This is a genomic window from uncultured Winogradskyella sp. (assembly GCF_947496485.1).
Lineage (GTDB): Bacteria > Bacteroidota > Bacteroidia > Flavobacteriales > Flavobacteriaceae > Winogradskyella.
The window spans coordinates 31,261-55,017 of record NZ_CANMCZ010000007.1 but is presented as its reverse complement, the minus strand read 5'-3'; the positions used below and the strand labels follow the sequence as shown (position 1 = coordinate 55,017).

Here is a 23,757-nt window from a genome sequence, read left to right as displayed (position 1 = left end):
AATCTAGTATGTCCAAACATATAGAAGATAAATTAGATAAAATTCCTGTACTCAATTTGGTCGTTCGTTTCTTTAAGCAGATTAGACTACCAGGATTTGAAGGTTTATCTATTTATGATCTCATAGAACTATATATTCGAGGTATTGTAAAAGGAGCTTTAACTACAAGAGCAAGCGCTATTGCTTTTAGTTTTTTTACAGCTATTTTTCCGTTTTTATTGTTTGTAATTATCTTGATTCCGTATATCCCAATAGATAATTTTCAAACTGAATTTGAGTTGTTCCTAAATGATTTTTTACCACCACAAACCTCTGAGTTTTTCTTCTCAAATATTTTTGAAAATATCAGCGGGAGTGAAAGTGCAGGTTTGCTATCTTCTGTATTCTTATTATCTATATTGTTAATGGCTAATGGAGTCAATGCCGTTTTTTCTGGTTTCGAAAATTCGTATCACGAGCAGCTAACGCGAAATGTTTTTAAACAGTACTTATATGCATTAGGAATCGCTTTAATCTTGGCTATATTAGTTTTATTGACGGTTGCTTTCTTTGGGTATTTTCAGATTTATATCATAGAGCCTCTTTATGAAAGTATAAATAATGAAATGGTATCGTCAGACAATTCAGGACTCGGTTGGGTTATTTTTGCAAAGTATATGTTTTTTGTGCTCATGGTATATTTGGCAACTGCAACACTATATTATTTTGGCACAAAAGAAGGTCGTAATACAAGGTTCTTTTCAGTTGGTGCATTGTTGACAACCTTATTAATTATTCTAACATCATATTTATTTGGAATTTACATCAACAATTTTTCGCAATACAATAAGCTATATGGTTCTATAGGTGGTTTATTAATTCTCTTATTATATCTATGGTTGAATTCTAATATTTTGCTTTTAGGTTATGAGCTCAATGCTTCACTTCAGTACTTAAAAAAGAATCCGAAGGCTAAAAAGGAGATAGTATAATGCATTTTATAGATGTCATATTACCAATTCCGCTTCAAAAAGCCTTTACGTATCATATTACAAAAGCCGAAGCTGAATTCCTAAAACCAGGAATACGTGTAGCTGTGCCGTTTGGTAAAAGTAAAATCTATACGGCTTTGGTTTATAAAATCCATCAAAACCCACCAATAGCTTATGATGCTAAAACTATTCATCAGATTTTAGATAAAAGTCCAGTAGTCACTGAAACACAATTGCAACATTGGGAATGGATTGCACATTATTACATGTGCAGTATTGGTGAGGTGATGCGAGCTGCGATGCCAAATGCTTTTCTATTAGAAAGTGAAACTATTATCTCTAAAAATGAAAAAATTGAAATTAAAGATTCAGAATTAAAAGACGATGAGTTTTTGATTTATGAAGCCTTACAACATCAGTCGTCTTTAAAAATTAACGATGTGGTTTCTATTTTAGATAAGAAGCGTGTATTGCCGGTAATTAATGGCTTGGTAGAAAAGGGATTGTTAAACTTACAAGAAGAGCTTTACGAAAAATATCAGCCAAAATTGGTGCGATATGTAAAGCTTCATGATAATCATAAATCTCAAGAAAAGCTTCAGGAATTACTAGAGATGCTTAGTAGTAGAGCAACAAAACAACGTGAAGTCATACTAACCTTATTCACACTAGAAGCCTCAACAAATCAACCTGTAAAAGTTTCAGAATTAGTTGAACGCAGTGGTGCATCATCAGCAACAATAAAGACATTAATTGATAAAACTATTCTCGAAGAATATCATGTTAAGACAGATCGTAATCAGTTTGAAGGAGATGGAGATGCGGATGCAAAGATTTTAAATAAACCACAGGAAAATGCTTTTGATAAGATTGAAGCAATTTTAAAAGAAAAATCAGTGGCTTTATTGCATGGAGTTACCTCTTCTGGTAAAACTGAAATCTATGTGCAACTCATTCAAAAACAATTAGAGTCAGGAAATAAAGTATTATATCTATTACCAGAAATTGCGCTAACAACGCAATTAGTGCAACGTTTGCAAGATTATTTTGGAGAAAAAGTTGCGGTATTTCATAGTAGATACTCTGGTAACGAGAGAGTGGAAGTGTGGAATAACATGCTTAATAATTCAGATAAAGCTCAGATAATTATAGGAGCACGCTCATCATTGTTATTACCATTTAAAAATTTAGGGTTAATCATTGTAGATGAAGAACATGAGCAATCGTACAAGCAATTCGATCCTGCACCACGTTATCACGCTAGAGATGCAGCTATTGTACTAGCGAATTTACATAAAGCAAAAACGCTTTTAGGTTCCGCTACACCAAGTTTAGAAAGCTATTTTAATGCTAGCCAAGGTAAATATGGATTAGTAGAATTAAATACGCGTTATAATGATGTGTTAATGCCAGATATTGAGCTGGTAGATTTGGCAGATAAGTACAAGCGTAAGCGCATGAAAGGTCATTTTAGCGATCGACTTATTGAAGAAATGACTGAAACTTTAGAACAGGGTTTTCAGATTATTTTATTTCAGAATAGAAGAGGGTTTTCACCAATTATAGAATGTACTACTTGTGGAACCTCTCCACAATGTCCTAATTGCGATGTGAGTTTAACCTATCATCAGTATAGAGACCAATTGCGTTGCCATTATTGCGGTTATAACTCTGCAATGCTAAAAAGTTGTCAGGCATGTGGAAATTCGACTCTAGATACTAAGGGTTTTGGTACAGAACAAATTGAGGAAGAAGTGAAATCACTATTTCCTGAAAAGAAAGTCGCTCGTATGGACTTAGATACCACAAGAGGAAAATATGGTTTCGAAAAAATAATAAGCAGTTTTGAGCAGCGTGAAGTCGATATTTTAGTTGGTACGCAAATGTTAACCAAAGGCCTCGATTTCAGATATGTTAAATTAGTAGGTATAATGAATGCTGATAATTTGCTCAACTTCCCCGATTTTAGGGCACATGAACGGAGTTATCAGTTAATGGCTCAGGTTTCTGGTAGAGCAGGACGCACAGATCTTAGAGGAAAAGTATTGATTCAAACTTATAATCCACATCATAATATTTTACAGCAGGTTTCGACCAATTCTTATAAAGACATGTATGCTGAGCAAATGAATGACAGGTATAACTATAAATATCCACCAATTTATAGACTGATTAAGATAACTTTTAAGCACAAGGATTATAACCGAGTAAATTTAGCGGCAGATTGGTATGCAAAATCGTTACGCCAAGTATTTAAAGGTAATGTTCTTGGGCCAGAATTTCCCCCAGTCTCAAGGATAAGGAATCTTTATTTAAAGAATATCTTATTAAAAATACCAGAAAAACAATCCCTTTCAAAAACTAAAGAGGCTATTCAGAAAATAGAAAACAGCTTTAATGCGGTTAAGGATTTTAGAGCAGTGCGTGTTATTATTAATGTGGATAACTACTGAAAACCAAAAAAATCCCAAGCAAAAGCTCGGGATTTTCTAAAAACTTATAATGAGGGAGACTTTAATTTGAATGTAATTATTTCTACATATTATTTAAAGCATCTACCAATTGTGTCTTTTTATTTCGACTCAAAGGAATTTCATAGGCACCAACTTCAACATTTTTACTGTTAAATCGGTCAATTTTATCAAGATTCACGATGTATGATTTGTGAATTCTCAAAAATTTACCTTCTGGCAATTCTTGTTCAAAAGCTTTCATAGTAGATAATACTACTAAGCTATTCTCTTCTGTTACTACTTTCACGTAGTCACCAAGTGCTTCAATCCATTTAATATCCTTAATATAAACTTTACGTTTTTTAAGGTTACTTTTCACAAAGATATGTTCACCATCAGTTTCGTTAAAATCTAATTTCAGTTTATGCTGCTCAATAGCTTTTTCTACGGCAGTATTAAAACGTTCTTTTGTGATTGGTTTTTGAAGGTAGTCGGTAGCATCGTAATTAAATGCTTTAAAAGCATATTCCGTTTTACCAGTAACAAAAATAATTTGGGGTTTGTTGTTGAGTACATCTAAGAGCTCAAAACCGTTTAATACAGGCATTTCTATATCTAAGAAGATAAGATCTACTTTGTGTGTATTAAGACCGTTTTTCGTTTCTAACGCACTGCTGTATTCCGCAATAAGGTTAAGTGAGGAATGATTCTCAATTAACTTTACAATGGAAAGGCGCTGAATCGCAGAATCATCAACAACTACACAGTTTAAAGTCATAACATTATTCATTTTAGGTTAAGATATCGACAATAGTACGATAAATTCGGTTAAAAAACAAATAATACCGACAAACCGTATGTTTTAACATAATTTTTAACAGTATAATTTACCTAAATTTTACATCTAAAAACGTTGCCAGAATTAGAATTTATGTGTATTTTTGCAGCCGTTTTAATAACAAACAAAATTATTTATTATGAATCATTATGAAACTGTTTTCATCTTAAATCCCGTTTTATCTGAAGATCAGATAAAGGAGACAGTTAAGAAATATGAGGATTTCCTCGTTTCTAAAGGTGCTAAGATGATTGCCAAGGAAGATTGGGGCTTAAAAAAGCTGGCGTATCCAATCCAAAACAAAAAAAGTGGTTTTTACCACTTATTTGAGTATACTGTTGCTGGTGAAGCAATTGAACCTTTAGAAGTAGAGTTTAGACGTGATGAGCGTTTTATGCGTTACTTAACTGTAAAATTAGACAAGCACGCTGTGGCTTGGGCTGAGAGAAGAAGAGAAAAACTTAAAGTTAAAGCAAAAGCAAAAGCATAATTATGTCATCAATAGAACAACAAGCAAAAGGAAAAAAGGACGGAGAAATTAGATATCTTACTCCTTTAAACATAGAAACTTCGAAAAACAAGAAGTATTGTCGTTTCAAAAAATCTGGTATTAAGTATGTAGATTATAAAGATGCAGACTGGTTATTAGGTTTTGTAAACGAACAAGGAAAACTATTACCAAGACGTTTAACAGGAACTTCTTTAAAGTATCAAAGAAAAGTATCTGTGGCAGTAAAAAGAGCTAGACACTTAGCACTTATGCCATATGTTGCTGATTTATTAAAATAAAATATCATAACAATGGAACTTATATTAAAACAAGACGTTGAAAATTTAGGATTTAAAGACGATATTGTATCTGTTAAGAACGGTTATGGTAGAAATTTTTTAATTCCTCAAGGGCAAGCTGTAATGGCTACTGCTTCTGCTAAAAAAGTATTGGCAGAAACACTTAAACAAAGATCTTACAAAGAAAAATCAATTATCGCAGATGCTCAAAAAATTGCAGATGCATTGGTAGACTTAGAAGTTAAAATAGCTTCTAAAGTGGGTGCTGGGGATAAATTGTTTGGATCTGTAAACAATATCGATTTAGCAAATGCTTTGCAAAAAGCTGGTCATGAAGTTGATAAAAAATATATTAATGTAATTGGAGGTAGTGTTAAGCGATTAGGCAAGTATGACGCTGTTATCAGATTACATAGAGAGGTAACTGTAGACTTACCATTTGAGGTAGTAGCAGAAAAATAATATCTAATTTTAAATTAATTATAAACCGTTTAGTTCTCTAAGCGGTTTTTTTAATTCTAGTATTCCAATGAAACATTTTTTTTTAGCCATTTTATTAGTGTTCTTTTTAGGATGCAAAGATTCTAAAACTGATGTTACTCCTATAAAACCAAGTTCTAAATTAGTTAAGATATTTAAAGCTTCAAACAAGGATTTTCCTATTATAAGTGTTCATCGTGGTGGAAAAAACCTTAAGAATTACCCAGAAAACTGTTTAGAGACAATTAAATATGTTAATGATAGTATTTCTGCAATATATGAGGTTGATGTTGCACAAACAAAAGATGGGCAACTTGTTTTAATGCATGATAATTCAATCGATAGAACAACTAATGGCTCTGGCTTGGTAAAAGACTTAACCTATAGTGAGCTGAAAAAATTTAATTTAGTTGATGATTATGATAATACTACCAGTTTTAAAATCCCACTGTTTTCTGATGTTTTAGCGTGGTGTAAAGTTAATAATGTTATTCTTACAGTAGATATTAAACGTAGTGTAAGTCAAAAAGCAGTTATTAATGCTATTAGAAAAGCAAATGCAGAAGATATTAGTATTGTTATCACTTACGACGTCAATCAAGCTAAAACAGCTTTTGAGCTTGCTCCTGAACTATTGTTATCTGTTTCTGCTAGAAATGATAAAGAATTCGACAGATTATTGGCAGCAAAAATCCCAACAGAAAATATGTTAGCTTTTACAGGTACACGTTTATCGAATGCATCACTTTATAAAAGATTACATGCTGAAGATATCGTTTGTATACTTGGAACGCTTGGAAACTTAGATAGACAAGCTAAAGCAAGAGGTAATGAACTTTATAGTAAATGGAAAAACTTAGGTGTGGATATTCTAGCTACCGACAGACCGTTTGAAGTTTATAATGCTATTAATAACTAGTGCCAAATGAAATATTCAAGACTTACAAAAGAACAATTTGAAGAATTACACCAAGAGTTCATCAACTTTTTAGCGACTCAATCGATTACTGCTGAAGAATGGGGTGATATCAAAAAAAATAAACCAGAAGCTGCAGAGCAGGAGCTTGACGTATTTAGCGATTTAGTGTGGTTTGGAGTATTGAGTAAAGTAGAATATTTGGAGCATATCTCACCACAACAAATACATTTATTTCAGTGTAATGAAAAAAATATGCGATTAATCGCTTTAAAAATTGAAAACGAAGCTATTGATTTCACTACAAAAGAAGGTTTTCAGTGGTTAAGAGATAATCTGTTGTCTGATAGTATTGAGTTCTTTAATGCTAAAAAGGACTATTCAGACGATAAGCATTTAGATATTTTTAAAATGATTCAGACTGGTGCAAATATTACAAAAGGCGAATTGTTTCAGTATTTTGCTAATTTGATAAAGGGAGCTTAAAAACCTCCTGATTGCTGTTTCTGCTCATTTAACCTTTTTTGTTTGATGTCATTTTTTTGCCTTTCTTTTGATCCAAACTTTCGGTGATAAGGGAGTGGTTTATCGTATGGCTTATCAACATCATCAAGTAATAAATTTCTAAAGAAATCATTTAGTTTTATAAAGAAGTTCTTCATAAATGCTAGTTGGATTTTACTCATAACGCAAAGACTCAATAGGATCTAATTTAGCAGCTTTAGTGGCAGGATATAAACCAGATATTACAGCTACAATAAATGCAATACTCGTTGCCCAAATCATGGCAGTCCAAGGTGTTGAAAAATCTAATTCAAATTGACTAGATACAGCCCAACCAATTAAAATTCCTAAGATAATTCCAATAATTCCACCAAGCTGACCGATAATTATAGTCTCCATAAAGAACTGAAAAGCAATGGTTTTGGATTTAGCACCTAAAGCTTTACGTACACCAATCTCTCGTGTGCGTTCAGTAACCGAAACCAACATAATATTCATAAGTGCAATGGTAGAACCAAAGATTGTAATGATGCTTATGATCCATGCCGCGATATATAATACTTTAGTGTTTTCAGCAGCTCGATTTAATAAATCATCACTACGTTCTATACCAAAATTATTATCTTCAACAGGATTTAAGCCTCTAATATTTCTAAACGTTAAAGTGGCATCTTCTTGAGCTCCTTCGAGCATATCTTTTTTATCTACCTTAACACTGAGTGTGTAATTAATATTAGGATTTGTAAATATAGATCGTGCTTTTTGGATTGGTATGATGATTCTTAAATCTTGATTATTACCAAACGTTGACCCTTTTTCCTTCAGCACACCTATAACCTTAAATTTAGAGCCTCTAACACTTATGGTTTTATCTATCGGATTTTCTTCTGGGAATAATGCTTTTTGTAAATCACTACCAATCACAGTAACTGCATTACTATTTTCTATATCAAATACATTTAATGCACGACCATTTTCAACTTCCAAGCCAGAATTTTCAATAAAATTTTCGTTCGCCCCTAGAACAGCAACTTCAGGATCAGTTTTTTTGTTTTCGTATTTTACTTCAGCCGCAAACGTTCCCATAAAGGAAACTGCAACTTTTGTAAAGGGAAAGTCATAATTATCCTCAAAATCTTTTACGTTCCTATAGTCAATTACAGGATTTATTTTTTGACGTTCTCTACTACTTTGGCGTTGCGCTGTAAATTCATACCGTTGAAAATTAAAGGTATTTGCTCCCATAGAGGAGAAACTACCAGAAATAGTGTTTTCTAGAGCCGAAACACCACTTAAAATACCAACCAATGCCATAATACCAATGGCAATAATTAAAACGGTTAGAATAGTTCTGAGCAATTGACTTTTGATGGAACCAAAAGCAATTTTAATATTTTCTCTAGCTAATGAAAACATAGTAATATGTATAGTTAGTTGGCTTGTTTTACGTATAAGACTACTTAAACATGATAAAGTTACTATAAAAATGAAATAACTTAGTAAAGCCTTTGAAAATTATAATATTTTTGTGATTATTTGATTGTTTCACTAAAAAGAGATTTCTGCTTTTGCAGGAAGTATTATGGCACAAAAACCAAGCATACCAAAAGGCACAAGAGATTTTAATGCAGAAGAAGTAGCAAAACGTTCTTATATCATGGAAACGATTAAGGAACAGTTTCAGGTCTATGGGTTTCAACCAATAGAAACACCTAGTTTTGAAAACTCTGAAACCTTAATGGGAAAGTATGGTGATGAAGGTGATCGCTTGATTTTTAAGATTTTAAACTCTGGTGAATATTTAAGAAAGGTATCAGATCAGATTTATAATTCTAAATCTGAAATAGCTATTACTTCAAAAATCTCAGAAAAAGCCCTAAGATACGACCTCACAGTGCCATTCGCACGTTACGTAGTACAACACCAAAACGAAATAGAATTCCCTTTTAAACGCTACCAAATCCAACCGGTTTGGAGAGCTGATCGTCCACAAAAAGGCCGGTTTAGAGAGTTTTATCAATGTGATGCAGATGTGGTAGGTTCTAAATCTTTGTTTCAAGAAGTAGAATTTATACAATTGTATGATGCGGTGTTTACAGCTTTAAAATTAGAGGGAGTTACGATCAAGATCAATAATCGTAAAATATTATCCGGTATTGCTGAAGTCATTGGTGCAAAAGATAAACTCATCGATTTTACTGTGGCTTTAGATAAGCTCGATAAAATAGGTGAGGAGAAGGTAAAAGAGGAAATGCGCAGTAAAGGCATTTCTGAAGATGGTATTTCTAAACTTCAACCATTATTTACTTTGAAAGGGGATTTTGGAAATCAGGTAGAGAGTTTAAAATCTATTCTAAGTACATCAGAAATTGGGTTAAAAGGTATTCAAGAATTAGAATTTATAAATAATACTATTTCAAACTTAGAATTAAAAACAGCCAAATTACAACTCGATGTAACCTTAGCACGTGGACTGAATTACTATACAGGTGCCATCTTTGAAGTTTCTGCACCAGAAGGTGTAAAAATGGGTTCTATTGGAGGAGGTGGACGTTATGATGATCTTACTGGTATTTTTGGGTTAAAAGATATGAGTGGAGTAGGTATTAGCTTTGGATTAGATAGAATCTATTTGGTTTTAGAAGAATTGAATTTATTTCCTGCAACCATAACCGAATCAACCAAAGTCTTGTTTATCAATTTTGGGGAAACAGAAGCTATGTTTAGCTTACAAGCAGTAACAAAACTGCGAGGAGCTGGTGTTAAAGCAGAGTTATATCCAGATAATGCAAAGATGAAAAAGCAAATGAATTATGCTAACCGTCGCAATATTCCGTATGTGGTTTTAGTGGGTGAGGAAGAAGTAAAATCAGAATTGTTCACACTTAAGAATATGGATTCTGGTGAGCAAAATAAATTACCTTTTAATGAATTGTTAGCGTTATTAAAATAAGAAAAGCCTCAGCTATAAATAGACTGAGACTTTTCTAATCACTAACTAAAAACAATTGAAATTAATCAACCACTATCTTCTTGGTCAATACGGAATTGTTGGCTGTAAAAAGCTTTATGATGTATGCTCCGGCGCTTAAGTCGGTAACATCATATTCCGAATGATCACTTTGTATTATATTATTATATGTGTAAACCGATTGCCCTAACATATTAAAAAGTGCAATTGATTTTACTTCGATTTGGTTTGGGTTTATCAGTACAATTTTATTTATATCATTTGAGTAAAGTATCGCGATACTATCTTTAATCTCGTCATCAATACCAAGGGAATCTGCCATATTACTAAACGTAATTTCGAAACGATCTAGATATTCGCCTGCATTTAAGAAAATTTCATAATTACTTTCTCTTAAATCATGGTAAAGGTCTAAATCAATATCATGGACATATATATTGATATCATTAGGCACATTTTCTAAAGCATCTATGGATATTCTATTGAGTCCATCTGAATCTGTTCTTATACCCAAAGGATATATTGTGGAAACTTCGGCTTCATTACTTGCTTGTATGATATATTCTTCATCATTTATCATCCAAAACATGTCATCTATTTGTGTTTCGTTTAACTTTCCATCATAAGCCCAATCTACTCCAGAAGTTGTGTTTTCATCTATGGTTAAAAGTAATTGACGATATATAGTGTTAATAGAATTAAATCCGATTCTAAACTTCATTCTTTGATCTATAGCTTCATCTTCATTACTTTTTTGTGTAGTTGAAGTAACTGCATTTCGCATAAAAGGTGAGTTCTGATCTTCCTTTTGAAAGACGCGCTGACCATTATTAAAATTAATAGTGCCTCCGTTTTCACCAACTACAAAAAAGCCTTGCCCAACTGGAATATAACGACCAGGTTTTTGAGATAGTGATGTGTTAGTATTGAAATTAAGATTGTTACTATCTTTAGTTGCTGCAGCAACAGCTCCTGAAAAATTATAAGTCGCATAGCCACCATCGTAATCTTGTAAGATGTGAGAATCACCTCCATAATGTTTCCAGAAATAAAGCGTTCCGCTAATTAAAGAAGAATTTAATGCATTATCATTTTGAAATTCTGGACCATTATCTCTAATAAAAATATCAGCATCGATAGCAGAAGGGTATGGATTTCCTACTAAATATTCATTATTAGGAGCTAAAGCTAAATTGATATCTCCATTATTTGGTTTGCCTGAAAAGGTATAATTCTGCTGCGTTTCAGTAGATGCCAGTCCTGGTCCTTTCATCGTAAAACCTTCACCTGGAAAAATCGTACCTGTTCTTCTTATATGTTGCCAAGACGAATAGTTTTGACTGGGTTGATTGGCATATTTCCAAATCCAATAATCAGCAATACTGATGGGTTGAGTTGGTGATCCATTATATCCGGAAGATGAAAAATTAATCGGTAATGTTTCTGAGACTGACGTTCCGTCTTTCATTACATCGCTAACCTTAAAACTGTTAACTGACGAATTTTGCTTTGTTACAGGAGATGACCAATAATTATAAGTAAACATATCTCCTGTACCTTGTTGATCGCGTTCTATTTTTCCGTTGTATTCAATTTTCAAATCACTTTCTGTGGTTTGAATTAATTGCGATTCACCCTCTAAATCTATTGTTCCTGCAAGATTTAAATAATGTGAAACTGTAATTCCATTACCAGTTTGAGTTGATGTTTTTCCTGTTACTGTTAATATTTTGGCCTCTACAAATAAGCCAAGAATAGTTCTGTTATTGTTATTTACAGTTGGCAACGATGAATTATTTAAGGTTAAATTGTGAGCGGTTTTTACAATATTCCAATCAATAGTAACGTCAGGATTAACAATTGATCTTGAGCCTGGAGTATATTGAAAAGTGCCATTTGTCCAAGTTGAATTTATATTCCAATCTCCATCTTGTTTTGATGTATAAGGTAATGGAGCTGTCTCTCTTGCAACGGTGGTTAAATTTTTTAGTTGTCCATTATTACCATTTCCTGAGGCATCAATAGTATTTTTATAGGTGAATGCTGACATAGGATAATAACCTGCCAGATTAGACCAAGGGAGTATATTAATTTCGTTTTTTGTAATAGAACTAGGTAGTTCTTTTCCCACCACGCGGTCAGAATTGTTTTTAATCTCTTGATTCATAATAAAGCGCAACTGTTCTATGGATAGATCTGTATTCCATATGCGTACTTCGTCTATATGGCCTTTAAAGTGTTGTGAAGGATTATTTTTTCCAGCTGCTGCAATAAAAAACGATTCGTTTGTTGCTATTGGTGGATTTTTTGTGGCAGAATTATCTAATACTCCATCAATGTAGATAGAAATTCTAGAACCATTATACATAGCCGTTATATGGTGCCATTCATCATTAGGAATAGAGGTGTAAGATGTAAGAGACTGGTCGCCGTCATTTTTCCAGGATATTCTAACTTTCTTACCTTCAGTCAAAGTGAAATCATAACCTTGAGTAAAGGCAACATCTCTTTTAGAAAGTATAGAAACTTCTTCAGTATCAGCAGTATCACCTTTTACCCATGCCGAAATTGTAAAGCCATTAGGATTAAGATCTAAGGTGTTTTGCATATCAATATAAGCCTCAGTGCCATTAAAATAAATAGAACGTTCTTCCGTAATTTGAGGCGAAAAACCAAATGTAATGTAGGTAGTGCCATCAAAGTTATATTCTGTTTCTAAATTACCGTTTTCATTCAAAGTCATGGTTCTAAAATCTGATGTAGAATCAAATTCACCAGTATCAGAAATAAACATGTAATAATTACCTAAAAAAGAATTATTTGCAATTGAATCTTTTGGAATTTGAACTTTGACGGTTGGTATATCAATATCTGCTTCTTCGATTTTCCAAGTACGATGTATGGTTTTGTATGAAACCTCAGTTATTATAGATGAATTGAGGCTAGAACTTAAATTCACTATAACAGGTAAAGCATTATAATTTAAATCTTCACCATTGTTTTCTACAACTAAAAACTCATCGCTATTTAAATTATTTAAGTTTTGAGTATTTATGGAATTTGTTTGAATTAGGCTGATTGTTAGTATATCTTCAACCTCATTTGTAGGATTTAAATCAAAAGGCGTATGGTTAGTGCTTACAGGTGTGTTCATAGCAATCACCTTTTCAGATTTTGATGCATTTGCACTATCTGAATTAAAACCAAAGTCTTGCGAAAATGCTAAGCAAGACACTATTAGTATAACTAAACCTTGAATGTAGGCTCTTCCAGCATGTAGAGCAGAAGTTATCATAAGCGGTTGGTCTTAGATTTTGAGGCTTTAAGACACGCAAACATAATAAAAAAACTCTATGAAATGCATAAAAAGACGATAAAATACATAAATGATTTTATTGAAATTTGTAAATATCTGAAAAACAGCAATTTATAATTTTAAGTTTTTTAATGAATGATTAAAGGAATTTTATTGTTCTATGGATTAGATGGTGAAAAAATTGAAGAGAGGTGATATGTTTCATATTTATTTGATTTAATATAATTGATCCCTTTTTGAAATTTATGATATACTATTTTAGACTAATACTATTGAATCTATTTTCAAATAGACCTGTACATTTAAACTTTATTTGTTTAAGCTTTTGTTAAAAAACATAAACAAAACATATTTTGCAATACCTTTAACAAAATAAATAAATTAAAACAAACCAATTAAATTATGAAAGTATTTAAAATCTTTGTTATGTGTGCAGTCAGTTTAGTTGCATTCACATCTTGTAATGAGACCAAAAAAGAGAATAGTGAAGAAGCCGTAAAGGAAACAATTGAAGTAGTGGAGGAAGTCAAAGAGACTCCAACAACACCAAATATTGTAGGAGTTGCTGCTGGGAATGAGGCATTTTCAACATTAGTAGCTGCGGTAAAAGCTGCCGGACTAGTAGAAACTTTGAGTGGTGAAGGACCTTTTACAGTGTTTGCGCCAACGAATGACGCCTTTGGAAAATTACCAGAAGGAACTGTAGAAAGTTTACTAAAGCCAGCAAGTAAGGATCAACTTACAGCCGTATTGACATATCATGTTGTTGCTGGTAAATTTGAAGCTTCTGCTGTAATAGAAGCAATAAATGGAAATGATGGTAAGTTCACTGTGGACACTGTTCAGGGTGGAAAAATAGATTTAAGTCTTAATAACGGGAGCGTAACATTAACTGATGCGAATGGAAATACGTCAGTAGTTGTTATTCCAGATGTAGCGGCATCAAATGGTGTGATTCACGCCATTGATACGGTAGTAATGCCTAAATAATTATAAATAATTACACTTTAGATTAATAGCGAAAAAGCCATTGCTACATAGCAATGGCTTTTTGTTTAAAACAGTTTGGGAAAATAATTAATTTTTAACACCAGGTAAGCCTTCAGGTTTTTTGGTTTGCCAATGGAAAATCTCTGCTTTCTTTTCAACAGGAGCAACTTCATCTAACGTATTGGCATCATAAACAGTACCATTTTTCACAACATGTGTTAAGGTATTAGTGTGTCGCAAATTATCTAATGGATTGTCATTCATAATTAAAATATCTGCAATTTTTCCAACTTCAATAGAACCTAGGTCTTTATCTAATCCAAGAGCCTCACAACCTTTAATCGTCGCAATTTTTAGCGCATCATGGTTATTCATACCTCCACTGGCAACAGCCCATAACTCCCAATGAAAGCCTAAACCTTGTAATTGTCCATGGCTGCCAACACCTCCTATTCCGTCAGCTTCTGCGAGGTCTTTCATAAATTCTGCATGTTTTTTAAACACATGTTCTTCGTCCATAAACCAACCTGGTCGTCTTCTTGATTTCTGCGCTAACTCTTCGTAAGGAGTAAAATACTGTAACTTTTTGTCATGGTATGGATTCTCTCTAGAGTAGAAATAATTCTCTGCCCAAGGTCCTCCATAACTCACTAAAAGGGTAGGTGTAATTGCCATTTGAGATTTGGCAGCTGTTTTAATAACATCATCATATATTGGATAGATAGGAAATGAATGTTCATGACCTGGATAACCATCCATCATATTCACCATATTTTGTTTAAAGTCTAAACCACCTTCCGTAGTAGGCATTAATTTCAGTTCTTTGGCAGCCATTATAACCCACTGTCGTTGTTGACGATTTCCTACCAAATAACTCTTAATACTTTTAGTGTTATAATATTCACTGTATTGTTTCAGGACTTCTTTGGCGTGGTCTAAACTCTGAATATTGTAAGCCCAAAAGCCAACTCCTGGACCAGTGCTGTATACTCTTGGTCCATGTATCATTCCGGCCTCAACCATATCAGCATAAGTCAATACATCAGTAGTCGCAGTTTGAGGATCTCTGGTAGTAGTAACTCCATAAGCCAGATTTGCAGAATAAATCCAAACCTGATTTTTATGAATTCCCCAATTTGGCCACATGTGCGCATGCGTGTCAACAAAACCCGGTGTAATGGTTTTGCCATTGACGTCAATAATTTTTGCATCATTTGGTACAGCAAAACTTCCTGAAGCACCTACATTTACAATACGATTATTTTCTATTAAAATATCACCATTTTCTATGACTTCTTTTCCATTCATGGTAATAATACGCCCGCCTTTAAGTAGCGTTTTACCTTTAGGAATGGCTCGCTGATATTTTACTTTAACTTTATACTCATCTGCTTTAAAAGTAGGTTTGTCTTTTTTCTTGTCTTCTTTTTTATCTGTTTCAGTAGAATCTGTTTTCTTTTCAGTTTCCTTGAGTTCTTTTTCTTTCTTCTTCGCTAGAGCCAAACTGTCTGCAAAAGCTTTTCCTTTTACTAAATCATATACAAAATGACTAGCACCTAAAGACCAGTGTACTTTCTTACTATCGTTAGACCATTCTGGAAATTCGCCACCCATAACAGTCAATTTATTAGCAGGAAATGCTGCATTCTCTGCTTTGGCTAATGAAATGGATGGTGTTTCTCCAATCATTGGAATGATAACAGAATAAATATCGTTGTTAATTTTTGCTAAGGCATGAGTGCCATCTGGCGAAATTCTAATTTCACTTGGAGTTGACCCTTTATTATTCTCTCTCCAACCGTCTTCGTGACTTGGCATAGCTGCGGCATGATCGTGACCTTTTCCGAAAACATCTGAAGAACCGTAGGTTTTAATTCCTGTTAATTTTAAATGTTCTTTTTCATCACTACCATCCCAGCGTATAGAAATTAGGCCTTTGCTGCCGTGATTTAAATAAATACGGTTGTTTACTTTTGTAAAATGAGGCATTCCTCTTCTTTTGGCTCTATCTATAATTGTAATAGTTCCACCTTCATTAGGAATCCACGCTAGTTCTTCAACTACTCGACCATTAAAGGGGTCAATGGCATCATCATAGGTTTGCGCAGCTCCTTTAGTAAAAGCAATGCGATTTGAATTATAAGACCAGGCAGGATCGCTATAAATTCCACGCTCTTTAGTCAACTGAATTGGTTTTCCTTTCCCAGAAGCATTCACTTTATATAAATGACCTCCGTCAGGTTTCCATGTGGTAAATACAATTTGTTTACCATCTGGAGACCAAGCAGGCATTGCTTCCGTAAAGTTATGATCTGTCAATCGTTTTGGCGTTCCATTTGGTAAGTCCATGACATACAAACGATTTAATGCTGTAAATGCAATTTGGTTTCCGTTAGGTGATGGTTTGGCTCCTCTAATTTGTGTTACTAAACCTTCAGGTGAATCATCAATAGGATATTTAAAAGACACCATTGGTCCCATATCTAAATCAACATCTACAGAAAACGGAATTTCTTTTGCTTTACCATCTGCGATTCCTATGTTGTATAATTTTCCACCATAAGAAGCAATTAAATTTTTACTATCTGGTGTAAAAGCCATTGCAGGTAAAACACCCAATGGAGCAATAGACTCTTGGTCATCACGTTGAACAGGATATGCCAACCAACGTTCTTCTCCTGATTTAAGGTTTCTAAGAACAAGACCTGTGTGCTCTTCAAATCGGCTACCATAAACCATCCATTTACCATCTTTTGATAGTGTTGGAGTGAATGCTGAGCCATAGCGAGAAGTCACTGTTTCGGTCGTTGCGTCTTCCCGATCAAAACTTATAATCTGATATTGTGGTAATTGTGCATTATAATTCCACGCTCCACGACGTGCAGAAAAATATATATGTTTTCCATCTGCGCTGAATGTTGGGTCGATGTATTTGTTTGCTTTTTGTTTGCTCATTAAATTAGCACCAGAGCCCCCATCTCTGTGTACAATAAATGGTTTAATATTTCTTCGACCACGTGTACCTACAATGTAATCGCCATCTGGACTCCAAGCTGCAGAAACATGATACTTGTTTTTGTCTTTGGTTAATTGATTTTGTTCTTTGCTATTAAGATCCATAGTCCATAAATTATCAGAACCACTTTTATCTGAAATAAACAAAATCGATTTTCCGTCAGGACTATAACGAGGATGTACATCATATGGCATACCTTCAGTAACTCTAGTTGCTTTACCTCCTGTGATTGGAATGGTGTATAAATCTCCCATCATATCGAACATAATGGTTTTACCATCTGGACTTACATCTACTGATATCCAAGTACCTTTGTCTGTGGTAAAGTTGACTTTACGCTCAGGTTCTAAAGGCAGTTCTTTTGTGGCTTTTTTTGTCGAATCCTTGGCTTTGGATATGTCTTGAGCGAAAGAAATATTTAGGGTAAAAAGTAAGAGGAGGGTAATATAAATGTGCGTGAGTGTTTTCATGTATGGATTGGTTAATGAATTAAGTCTTTAAAAATAAGGAATTTAATTGTTGAATATTGTTAAACCGTAAACAACTACATTTTTAGATCTTAAACTTCTTAAAGGTTTTATTTTCTAATTCTCAAAATATCATACCATTCACGGAGGATTCAATAACCTTATCGAATATTATTAAAGTTTAATATTGGTATAACAAGAATTTAATTAAATTGAAGTCTTTAAGTAATTAGCTATTACAGTTTTATGGGGAAAATTAAATATAGCCTAATATTGGTTGTTATATCTGTTTGTGGATTAATTGGCGCAAATAATTTATCTATTAATATTTATGATGAAGAATTTGATAGTCTAACGCTCAATAGTTCCACTTCTTTACTTAACCCTCCAGGTGTTAGTTTTACTTTCAACAATAATAGTGCTTGTTCTGGTACCGTAATTAATTTTACTTCTGCAGTTACAGGAACAGGACCTTTTACTTACGATTGGGATTTTGGTGATGGCACTAGTTCTACTAACGCAAATCCAAATAAAATATATAATGCATTTGGCTGTGGTTTTTCAAACTTTACAGTAACATTAACCGTTACTGATGAAAGCGATGATTCTACAGGTAGTTCTTTTCAGACTATAAATGTTGAACAGCGTCCTCAGCTTATTTTTGAAGATTTAGATGATCAATTTCTTCCATTTGATAATTGCGGTAATAATACGGTCGATCCTACATATATAATTAATGTAGGAAATGTGTCTCCTTCTGCGGGTTGTATAACCTCTTACGATGTTAGTTGGGGAGATGGTACTTCTGAAACTAATATTTCATTTCCTATATCGCACACCTATACAGAATTAGGCTCGTTCAATATGACTTTTACTGGTTATGGTGATAGTGGTTGTAATTCATCAGAAACCATACTTGTTAAAAATTCCAGTAATCCAGGTGGTAACGTTACTAATCCAGGTAATACTACTAATTTATGCTTGCCTGTAGGAAACTTAGGGTTTACTATTGCGGATTGGGGTGATAATCCACAGGATACCACTTATTTCGTTGATTATGGTGATGGAAATCAAGAAACATTTACACAAGCCGATTTAATAGCGTTATCAACAGATTATGATCCTACTAATCCAGAAGCTGCTAGCCCTATTTTACTAGATTATATTTATACCACATCAAATTGTCCAGGAGCAGGTTATATTGTATCCTTAACTATTACGACTTCATGCGGTCAAACATTTTCTACAGCTGGTCCTGTAACCTTACTACAATTGCCAGATGTTGATTTCACGTTCGAATCACCAGGTTGCGTAAATACGGCAATATTGTTTACAAATGAAACTGAAAATGGATTTGGACCCAATTGTACTGAACAAGCAAATCATATGTGGGATTTTGGCGATGGTACAACATCTGACTTAGAAAATCCAAGCCATACCTACACATCTCCAGGAACTTATACAGTGACGTTAACTGAAGAGAATTTTTGCGGTATTACAGATCCTGTGATTAAGACTATATGTATTGAAGAAGATTTAACACCTTTATTTAGTCTGAATGTAAACGAAGGCTGTACTCCTTTACAAGTTATTACCACAAATTCTACCGATGAATCAAATAGTTGTGAACCTCCAACATATTTATGGGAAGTAGATTATACATCAGGATCTTGTGGTACTTCATCATCATGGAGTTTTACAAACGGGACAGATGAAAACACTGCAAATCCATCGTTTCAGTTTGATTCTGCTGGTACTTACGAGTTAACAATGACAGCAACGAATGGCTGTGGTGATTTTATGACAAGTCAGATCATTGAAGTAAAACAGCCTCCTGAAGCTTCAATTGAACCAATTGATGACGCTTGCGGAATGGCGACTTTTAATCCTGTTGCAATAGTTGAAACTTGTGCGCCAGTTTCAGATACTATAATTTATAGCTGGTCTTTTCCTGGTGGATCACCAGCAACTTCAGATCAGTTAGATCCAGGAACTATAACATATTCAGCAGTTGGTGATTATACTGTATCTTTTAGTGTAACGAATTCTTGTGGAACAACTACAGCTACTGAAGATTTTTCAATTAACGATTCGCCCACAATCACTAATACAGATTTAACCCAAACCGTATGTTCTGGAGCACTATCAAGTGCTATCAATATTACATCAGATAATGCTAGTACAATATTCAATTGGTCATCTAATAGTCCTGCAGGACTTACAGGTTATATTTCTAATGGAACATCTAATACAATTCCCGCTCAAACTATAATCAATGCCACAACTTCAGCCGTAACACTTATATATACAGTAACACCAGAAATCAGTGGTTGTGTAGGTGCTCCAGTAAATTTTGAAATTATTGTAGAACCAGCTCCAACTATAACGACACAACCGCAATCTAATTCGGTATGTTTAAATGGCACAACCGACGATTTAACTGTGACATTTGATGGAACAGGAACAGCAGTTTATCAATGGTACGAAAATACAGTTGACAATACTACTACAGGAACTTTAATTGCTGGCGCTACTTCAGCGACCTTTTCACCTCCAACAGATACAGTTGGGACGACCTATTATTATGTGGTGATTACATTTTCAACTGGTGGTTGTAATGAGATTGTTTCAGATACCGCAGAAATTGAAGTGGCCGATACAACACAAATTGATACACAACCTATAGATACGCAATCATTATGTGAAGGAGGAACGGCCGAAGAATTATCAATTGTTGTTTCTGGAGGAACAGGAATTGTATCTTATCAATGGTTCATTAATACCACAAATACAAATACTGATGGAACATTGATTTCCGGAGCAACAAACTCAGTTTACACACCTCCTGCATTTATGAGTACGGGTACATTTTATTATTATGTTGAGGTGAGTTATACAGCTAGTGGCTGTTCAGGACTTACAAGTGCTGTTTCCGAAATAGTAGTTGTAGATGATCCTACAATCACAATGCAACCATTAGATTATCAGAGTATCTGTCAAAATACTACATCACAAGATTTGGAGGTGATTGTAGCAGGTGGTTTGGGAACGACGTCTTATCAATGGTATGTAAATACCGTAAATAACAATACCTCAGGAACTGTTATTACAGGAGCAACATCTTCAGTATTTAATCCACCGACCACAACAGTTGGTACTTTATATTATTATTGTATAGTTTCTCAAGATGTTTCAGGTTGTGAAGTCACCTCTGATACTAGTGAAGTTGAAATTAGTGCAGGTGCACAATTTAGTGCGCAACCAATTTCTGATGAATTGTGTTTAGGTGAAACTACTCCAGCCTTAACTGTATCTTATACTAATGGTACAGGAACACCAACTTATCAATGGTATCAAAACACAGTTGATGATACCGTTACAGGAATAGCAATTTCTGGTGCAACTTCCAATGTTTACAATCCTCCTGTAAATACTACAGGGACTTTATATTATTATGTTATCATCACTTTTAATTCAGGAGGTTGTTCTGAAATTATATCTAATACCGCTGAAATTATTGTTAATGAGACACCAATAATAGCTGATAGTGATGCATTAATATGTAGTGGAAATACATTTGAATTCACTCCAGATACAACGAATAGTGGTGATATTGTACCATTAAATACTTTATATACATGGACGACTCCTGTTGTCAATCCTGCAGGAAGTGTTACAGGAGCAACAGAACAATTGACTCCAATAGCAACGATTTCTCAATTTTTAGAGAATACAACGACAAATCCAGCTACTGTAATATATACTATTACTCCTATTTCAGGTGATTGTGAAGGTGAGGATTTTGAAGTTGTGGTAACTGTAAATCCATCAATATCTATAACTCCTGCGGTTACTAATAATTCGTGTTTTGAATCTAATGATGCCTCACTAGGAATTACTATAGTGGGAGGTATACCGTTTACAACAGGAAGCCCTTACAATATTAATTGGACAGGACCTAACGGATTTACAAGTACCAATGAAGATATTTTTAATCTTGAAGCTGGAACCTATACTTTAGATATTGAGGATAATGGAGGTTGTCCTTATTCTGAAACTTTTACAATTACAGAACCTGAATTATTAGTATTTAGTTTTATTGATTTTGATCCTGAAACCATTTCATGTTTTAACGAAGATGATGGGGATATTAGCATAGATGTAGCAGGAGGAACAGCGCCTTATTCATACGTATGGACTTTAAATGGAGCTCCATTTTCTACAGATGAAGATTTAACAGGTTTGGGACCAGGTGAATATGCTATTTCCGTTACTGACTTTAATAATTGTTTACTAACAGGCCTTATCTTTATTATTCAAGAGCCACCTTTACTCGAAGTTACTTTAAATTCTAAAACAGATATACTTTGTTTTGGTGATGCTACAGGTACTATCAATGTTGACGTCTCTGGAGGTCGATTAGATTATACGTTTGCTTGGACAGGACCAAATGGGTTTACGAGTTCAAATCAAAATATTGATACCTTATTCGCTGGTATTTATAATTTGACAGTAACCGATAGCTCAGGATGTGTTGATACACTTCAAGTTGAAGTACTTCAAAATGATGAAATTGAAATAGACGTTACTGTGACTGAGATTGTATGCTACGGAGATAATGACGGTTCTATAACTATTAACAATATTTCAGGTGGTGTTGCTCCCTATGACGTAAGTTGGAGTAATCTCGCTACTGGAAATAGTCAAACTAATTTATCGCCCGGAACTTATACAATTACCATTACTGATGCCGAAAATTGTGAAAAAGATTTTCCTATTGTAATAGAATCGCCTCCAATCTTTTTAATAGATCCTGTAGTAACACAAATGTCTTGTGCTGGTGAAAATGATGCGAGTATAACTTTAAATTTTGTTGGGGGTATTGATCCTGTGACATTAGTTTGGGACGATGATCCGAACGCAGGGACGGAACGCAATAACCTGCCTCCTGGAACTTATTCAGTTACGATTACCGACGGCACACCTTGTGTCATTCAAGATAGTTTTACGATTTTCGATATTTTACCGTTATCATTATCTGCAAATGTTACAGACGCTTTAGATTGCGATGATACCAATACTGGATCTATAAACTTGTTAATACAAGGAGGAACTCCGCCTTTTGATATTGTTTGGTCTAATGGATCAACGACTGAAGATTTAGATAATATACCGCCTAATACATATGTTGCCCAAGTCACTGATGCTAATGGTTGTGAAATAGAAGGAAGTTGGGACGTCAATAGATTTGAGCCATTGGTATTGGATGTTGAGACACAAGTGGATGTAAATTGTGAGGCTAGAACTGTAAATCAGACTTTTGTGGCTATTGCCAGTGGAGGAGTACCACCTTTTCAGTTCAATTGGTCAAGTGGAAACGTGAGTGGCCTCAATGATGAAATTATGACAACTGAAGAAGATGGTTTAGTTATTTTAGAAGTTACAGATGCCCAAGGATGTTCAACCAATTACTCATTAAATGTTGAAATTCCTGTTCTAGGTGATCCAGATTTTACAACATCTTCTTTTGGGTTTTTAAATTATGGTGTTTATACGATTCAAGATCCAATAGAATTTACAAATACTGCTACAGGTAATTACGAAAGTATTTTGTGGGATTTTGGAGATGGTAGTTTTTCAGCAGAAGAAAATCCAATTCACACCTATTTTGAAGTTGGAAGTTATATCGTGACTCAAACTGTTACTTATCCATTTGGTTGCGTTTTTACAAAAGTAATAACGTTATACATTGAAGAAGGGTATAAGCTTGTAATGCCTGATGCTTTTACACCTAATGAAGATGGTCTTAATGACTATTTTGCACCAGTTCATATTGGACTCAATACTCTAGAAATAAATATCTTCGATACTTGGGGAAGTCTTATTTACAAAGAGTCTGGTGATTCTATTCGAGGATGGGATGGAAAAGTGAAGGATGAAATTGCAGAAAATGGAAATTACTTTTACACGTTTTCTGCAAAGACCTTTTATGGTGACGAAATTAAGAAACAAGGAGCTTTTGTATTTATTAAATAAACTAGAAAAA

At 34.0% G+C, this 23,757-nt stretch carries 15 protein-coding genes; 10 read left to right on the top strand and 5 right to left on the bottom strand.

Annotated elements, in window-relative coordinates; genetic code table 11:
• The first annotated feature begins 8 nt into the window (after nt 1–8).
• Both Q0822_RS16595 and priA read left to right on the top strand, forming a co-directional pair.
• On the top strand, nt 9–971 hold the full coding sequence (locus Q0822_RS16595; RefSeq protein WP_299125820.1) for a YihY/virulence factor BrkB family protein: 963 nt from the start codon (nt 9–11) through the stop codon (nt 969–971).
• A complete protein-coding gene (priA, locus tag Q0822_RS16590) occupies nt 971–3,424 on the top strand; it encodes a primosomal protein N' (protein WP_299125817.1) in 2,454 nt (817 codons plus the stop codon). The genes Q0822_RS16595 and priA overlap by 1 nt, the downstream gene beginning before the upstream one ends.
• Before the next feature lie 82 nt (nt 3,425–3,506).
• Here priA and Q0822_RS16585 read toward each other — a convergent pair whose 3' ends face one another.
• Entirely contained in the window at nt 3,507–4,202 is a 696-nt protein-coding gene (locus tag Q0822_RS16585; RefSeq protein WP_008271090.1) for a LytTR family DNA-binding domain-containing protein, read from the bottom strand.
• Nucleotides 4,203–4,401: 199 nt separating this feature from the next.
• Here Q0822_RS16585 and rpsF point away from each other — a divergent pair, with 199 nt between their 5' ends.
• The 5 genes from rpsF (at nt 4,402) to Q0822_RS16560 (ending at nt 6,933) form a co-directional block, all read left to right on the top strand.
• A complete protein-coding gene (gene rpsF, locus Q0822_RS16580; RefSeq protein WP_186845851.1) occupies nt 4,402–4,752 on the top strand; it encodes a 30S ribosomal protein S6 in 351 nt (116 codons plus the stop codon).
• 2 nt (nt 4,753–4,754) lie between these two features.
• A complete protein-coding gene (rpsR, locus tag Q0822_RS16575; RefSeq protein WP_186845850.1) occupies nt 4,755–5,051 on the top strand; it encodes a 30S ribosomal protein S18 in 297 nt (98 codons plus the stop codon).
• 12 nt (nt 5,052–5,063) lie between these two features.
• Complete coding sequence (rplI, locus tag Q0822_RS16570) at nt 5,064–5,513, top strand: 50S ribosomal protein L9 (protein ID WP_299125811.1); 450 nt, start codon at nt 5,064–5,066, stop codon at nt 5,511–5,513.
• 67 nt (nt 5,514–5,580) lie between these two features.
• Nucleotides 5,581–6,450 carry a glycerophosphodiester phosphodiesterase family protein gene (locus Q0822_RS16565; protein ID WP_299125808.1) on the top strand — a complete coding sequence of 290 codons (870 nt, stop codon included), beginning with the start codon at nt 5,581–5,583 and terminating at the stop codon, nt 6,448–6,450.
• A gap of 6 nt (nt 6,451–6,456) precedes the next feature.
• Complete coding sequence (locus Q0822_RS16560) at nt 6,457–6,933, top strand: DUF6495 family protein (RefSeq protein WP_299125806.1); 477 nt, start codon at nt 6,457–6,459, stop codon at nt 6,931–6,933.
• Here the strand turns inward: Q0822_RS16560 and Q0822_RS16555 are convergent.
• Together Q0822_RS16555 and Q0822_RS16550 are read right to left on the bottom strand one after the other, a co-directional pair.
• The gene (locus Q0822_RS16555; RefSeq protein ID WP_299125804.1) at nt 6,930–7,133 is read right to left on the bottom strand and encodes a hypothetical protein; all 204 of its coding nucleotides are present in this window, start codon (nt 7,131–7,133) and stop codon (nt 6,930–6,932) included. The genes Q0822_RS16560 and Q0822_RS16555 overlap by 4 nt on opposite strands.
• Nucleotides 7,126–8,367, bottom strand: coding sequence for an ABC transporter permease (locus tag Q0822_RS16550; protein ID WP_299125802.1), 1,242 nt, complete (start codon nt 8,365–8,367; stop codon nt 7,126–7,128). The genes Q0822_RS16555 and Q0822_RS16550 overlap by 8 nt, the downstream gene beginning before the upstream one ends.
• A gap of 166 nt (nt 8,368–8,533) precedes the next feature.
• On the opposite strand from Q0822_RS16550, the gene hisS reads away from it, so the two are divergent.
• Nucleotides 8,534–9,904 carry a histidine--tRNA ligase gene (gene hisS, locus Q0822_RS16545; protein WP_299125800.1) on the top strand — a complete coding sequence of 457 codons (1,371 nt, stop codon included), beginning with the start codon at nt 8,534–8,536 and terminating at the stop codon, nt 9,902–9,904.
• 61 nt (nt 9,905–9,965) lie between these two features.
• Here the strand turns inward: hisS and Q0822_RS16540 are convergent, their stop codons facing one another.
• Nucleotides 9,966–13,217: a LamG-like jellyroll fold domain-containing protein gene (locus Q0822_RS16540; RefSeq protein ID WP_299125797.1), complete on the bottom strand. Its 3,252-nt coding sequence runs from the start codon at nt 13,215–13,217 to the stop codon at nt 9,966–9,968.
• 423 nt (nt 13,218–13,640) lie between these two features.
• Here Q0822_RS16540 and Q0822_RS16535 point away from each other — a divergent pair, with 423 nt between their 5' ends.
• On the top strand, nt 13,641–14,228 hold the full coding sequence (locus Q0822_RS16535; protein ID WP_299125794.1) for a fasciclin domain-containing protein: 588 nt from the start codon (nt 13,641–13,643) through the stop codon (nt 14,226–14,228).
• Nucleotides 14,229–14,315: 87 nt separating this feature from the next.
• Here the strand turns inward: Q0822_RS16535 and Q0822_RS16530 are convergent, their stop codons facing one another.
• Complete coding sequence (locus Q0822_RS16530; RefSeq protein WP_299125791.1) at nt 14,316–17,714, bottom strand: amidohydrolase family protein; 3,399 nt, start codon at nt 17,712–17,714, stop codon at nt 14,316–14,318.
• A 243-nt stretch (nt 17,715–17,957) separates the two neighbouring features.
• On the opposite strand from Q0822_RS16530, the gene Q0822_RS16525 reads away from it, so the two are divergent.
• The gene (locus tag Q0822_RS16525; protein ID WP_299125789.1) at nt 17,958–23,747 is read left to right on the top strand and encodes a PKD domain-containing protein; all 5,790 of its coding nucleotides are present in this window, start codon (nt 17,958–17,960) and stop codon (nt 23,745–23,747) included.
• Nucleotides 23,748–23,757 lie beyond the last annotated feature (10 nt).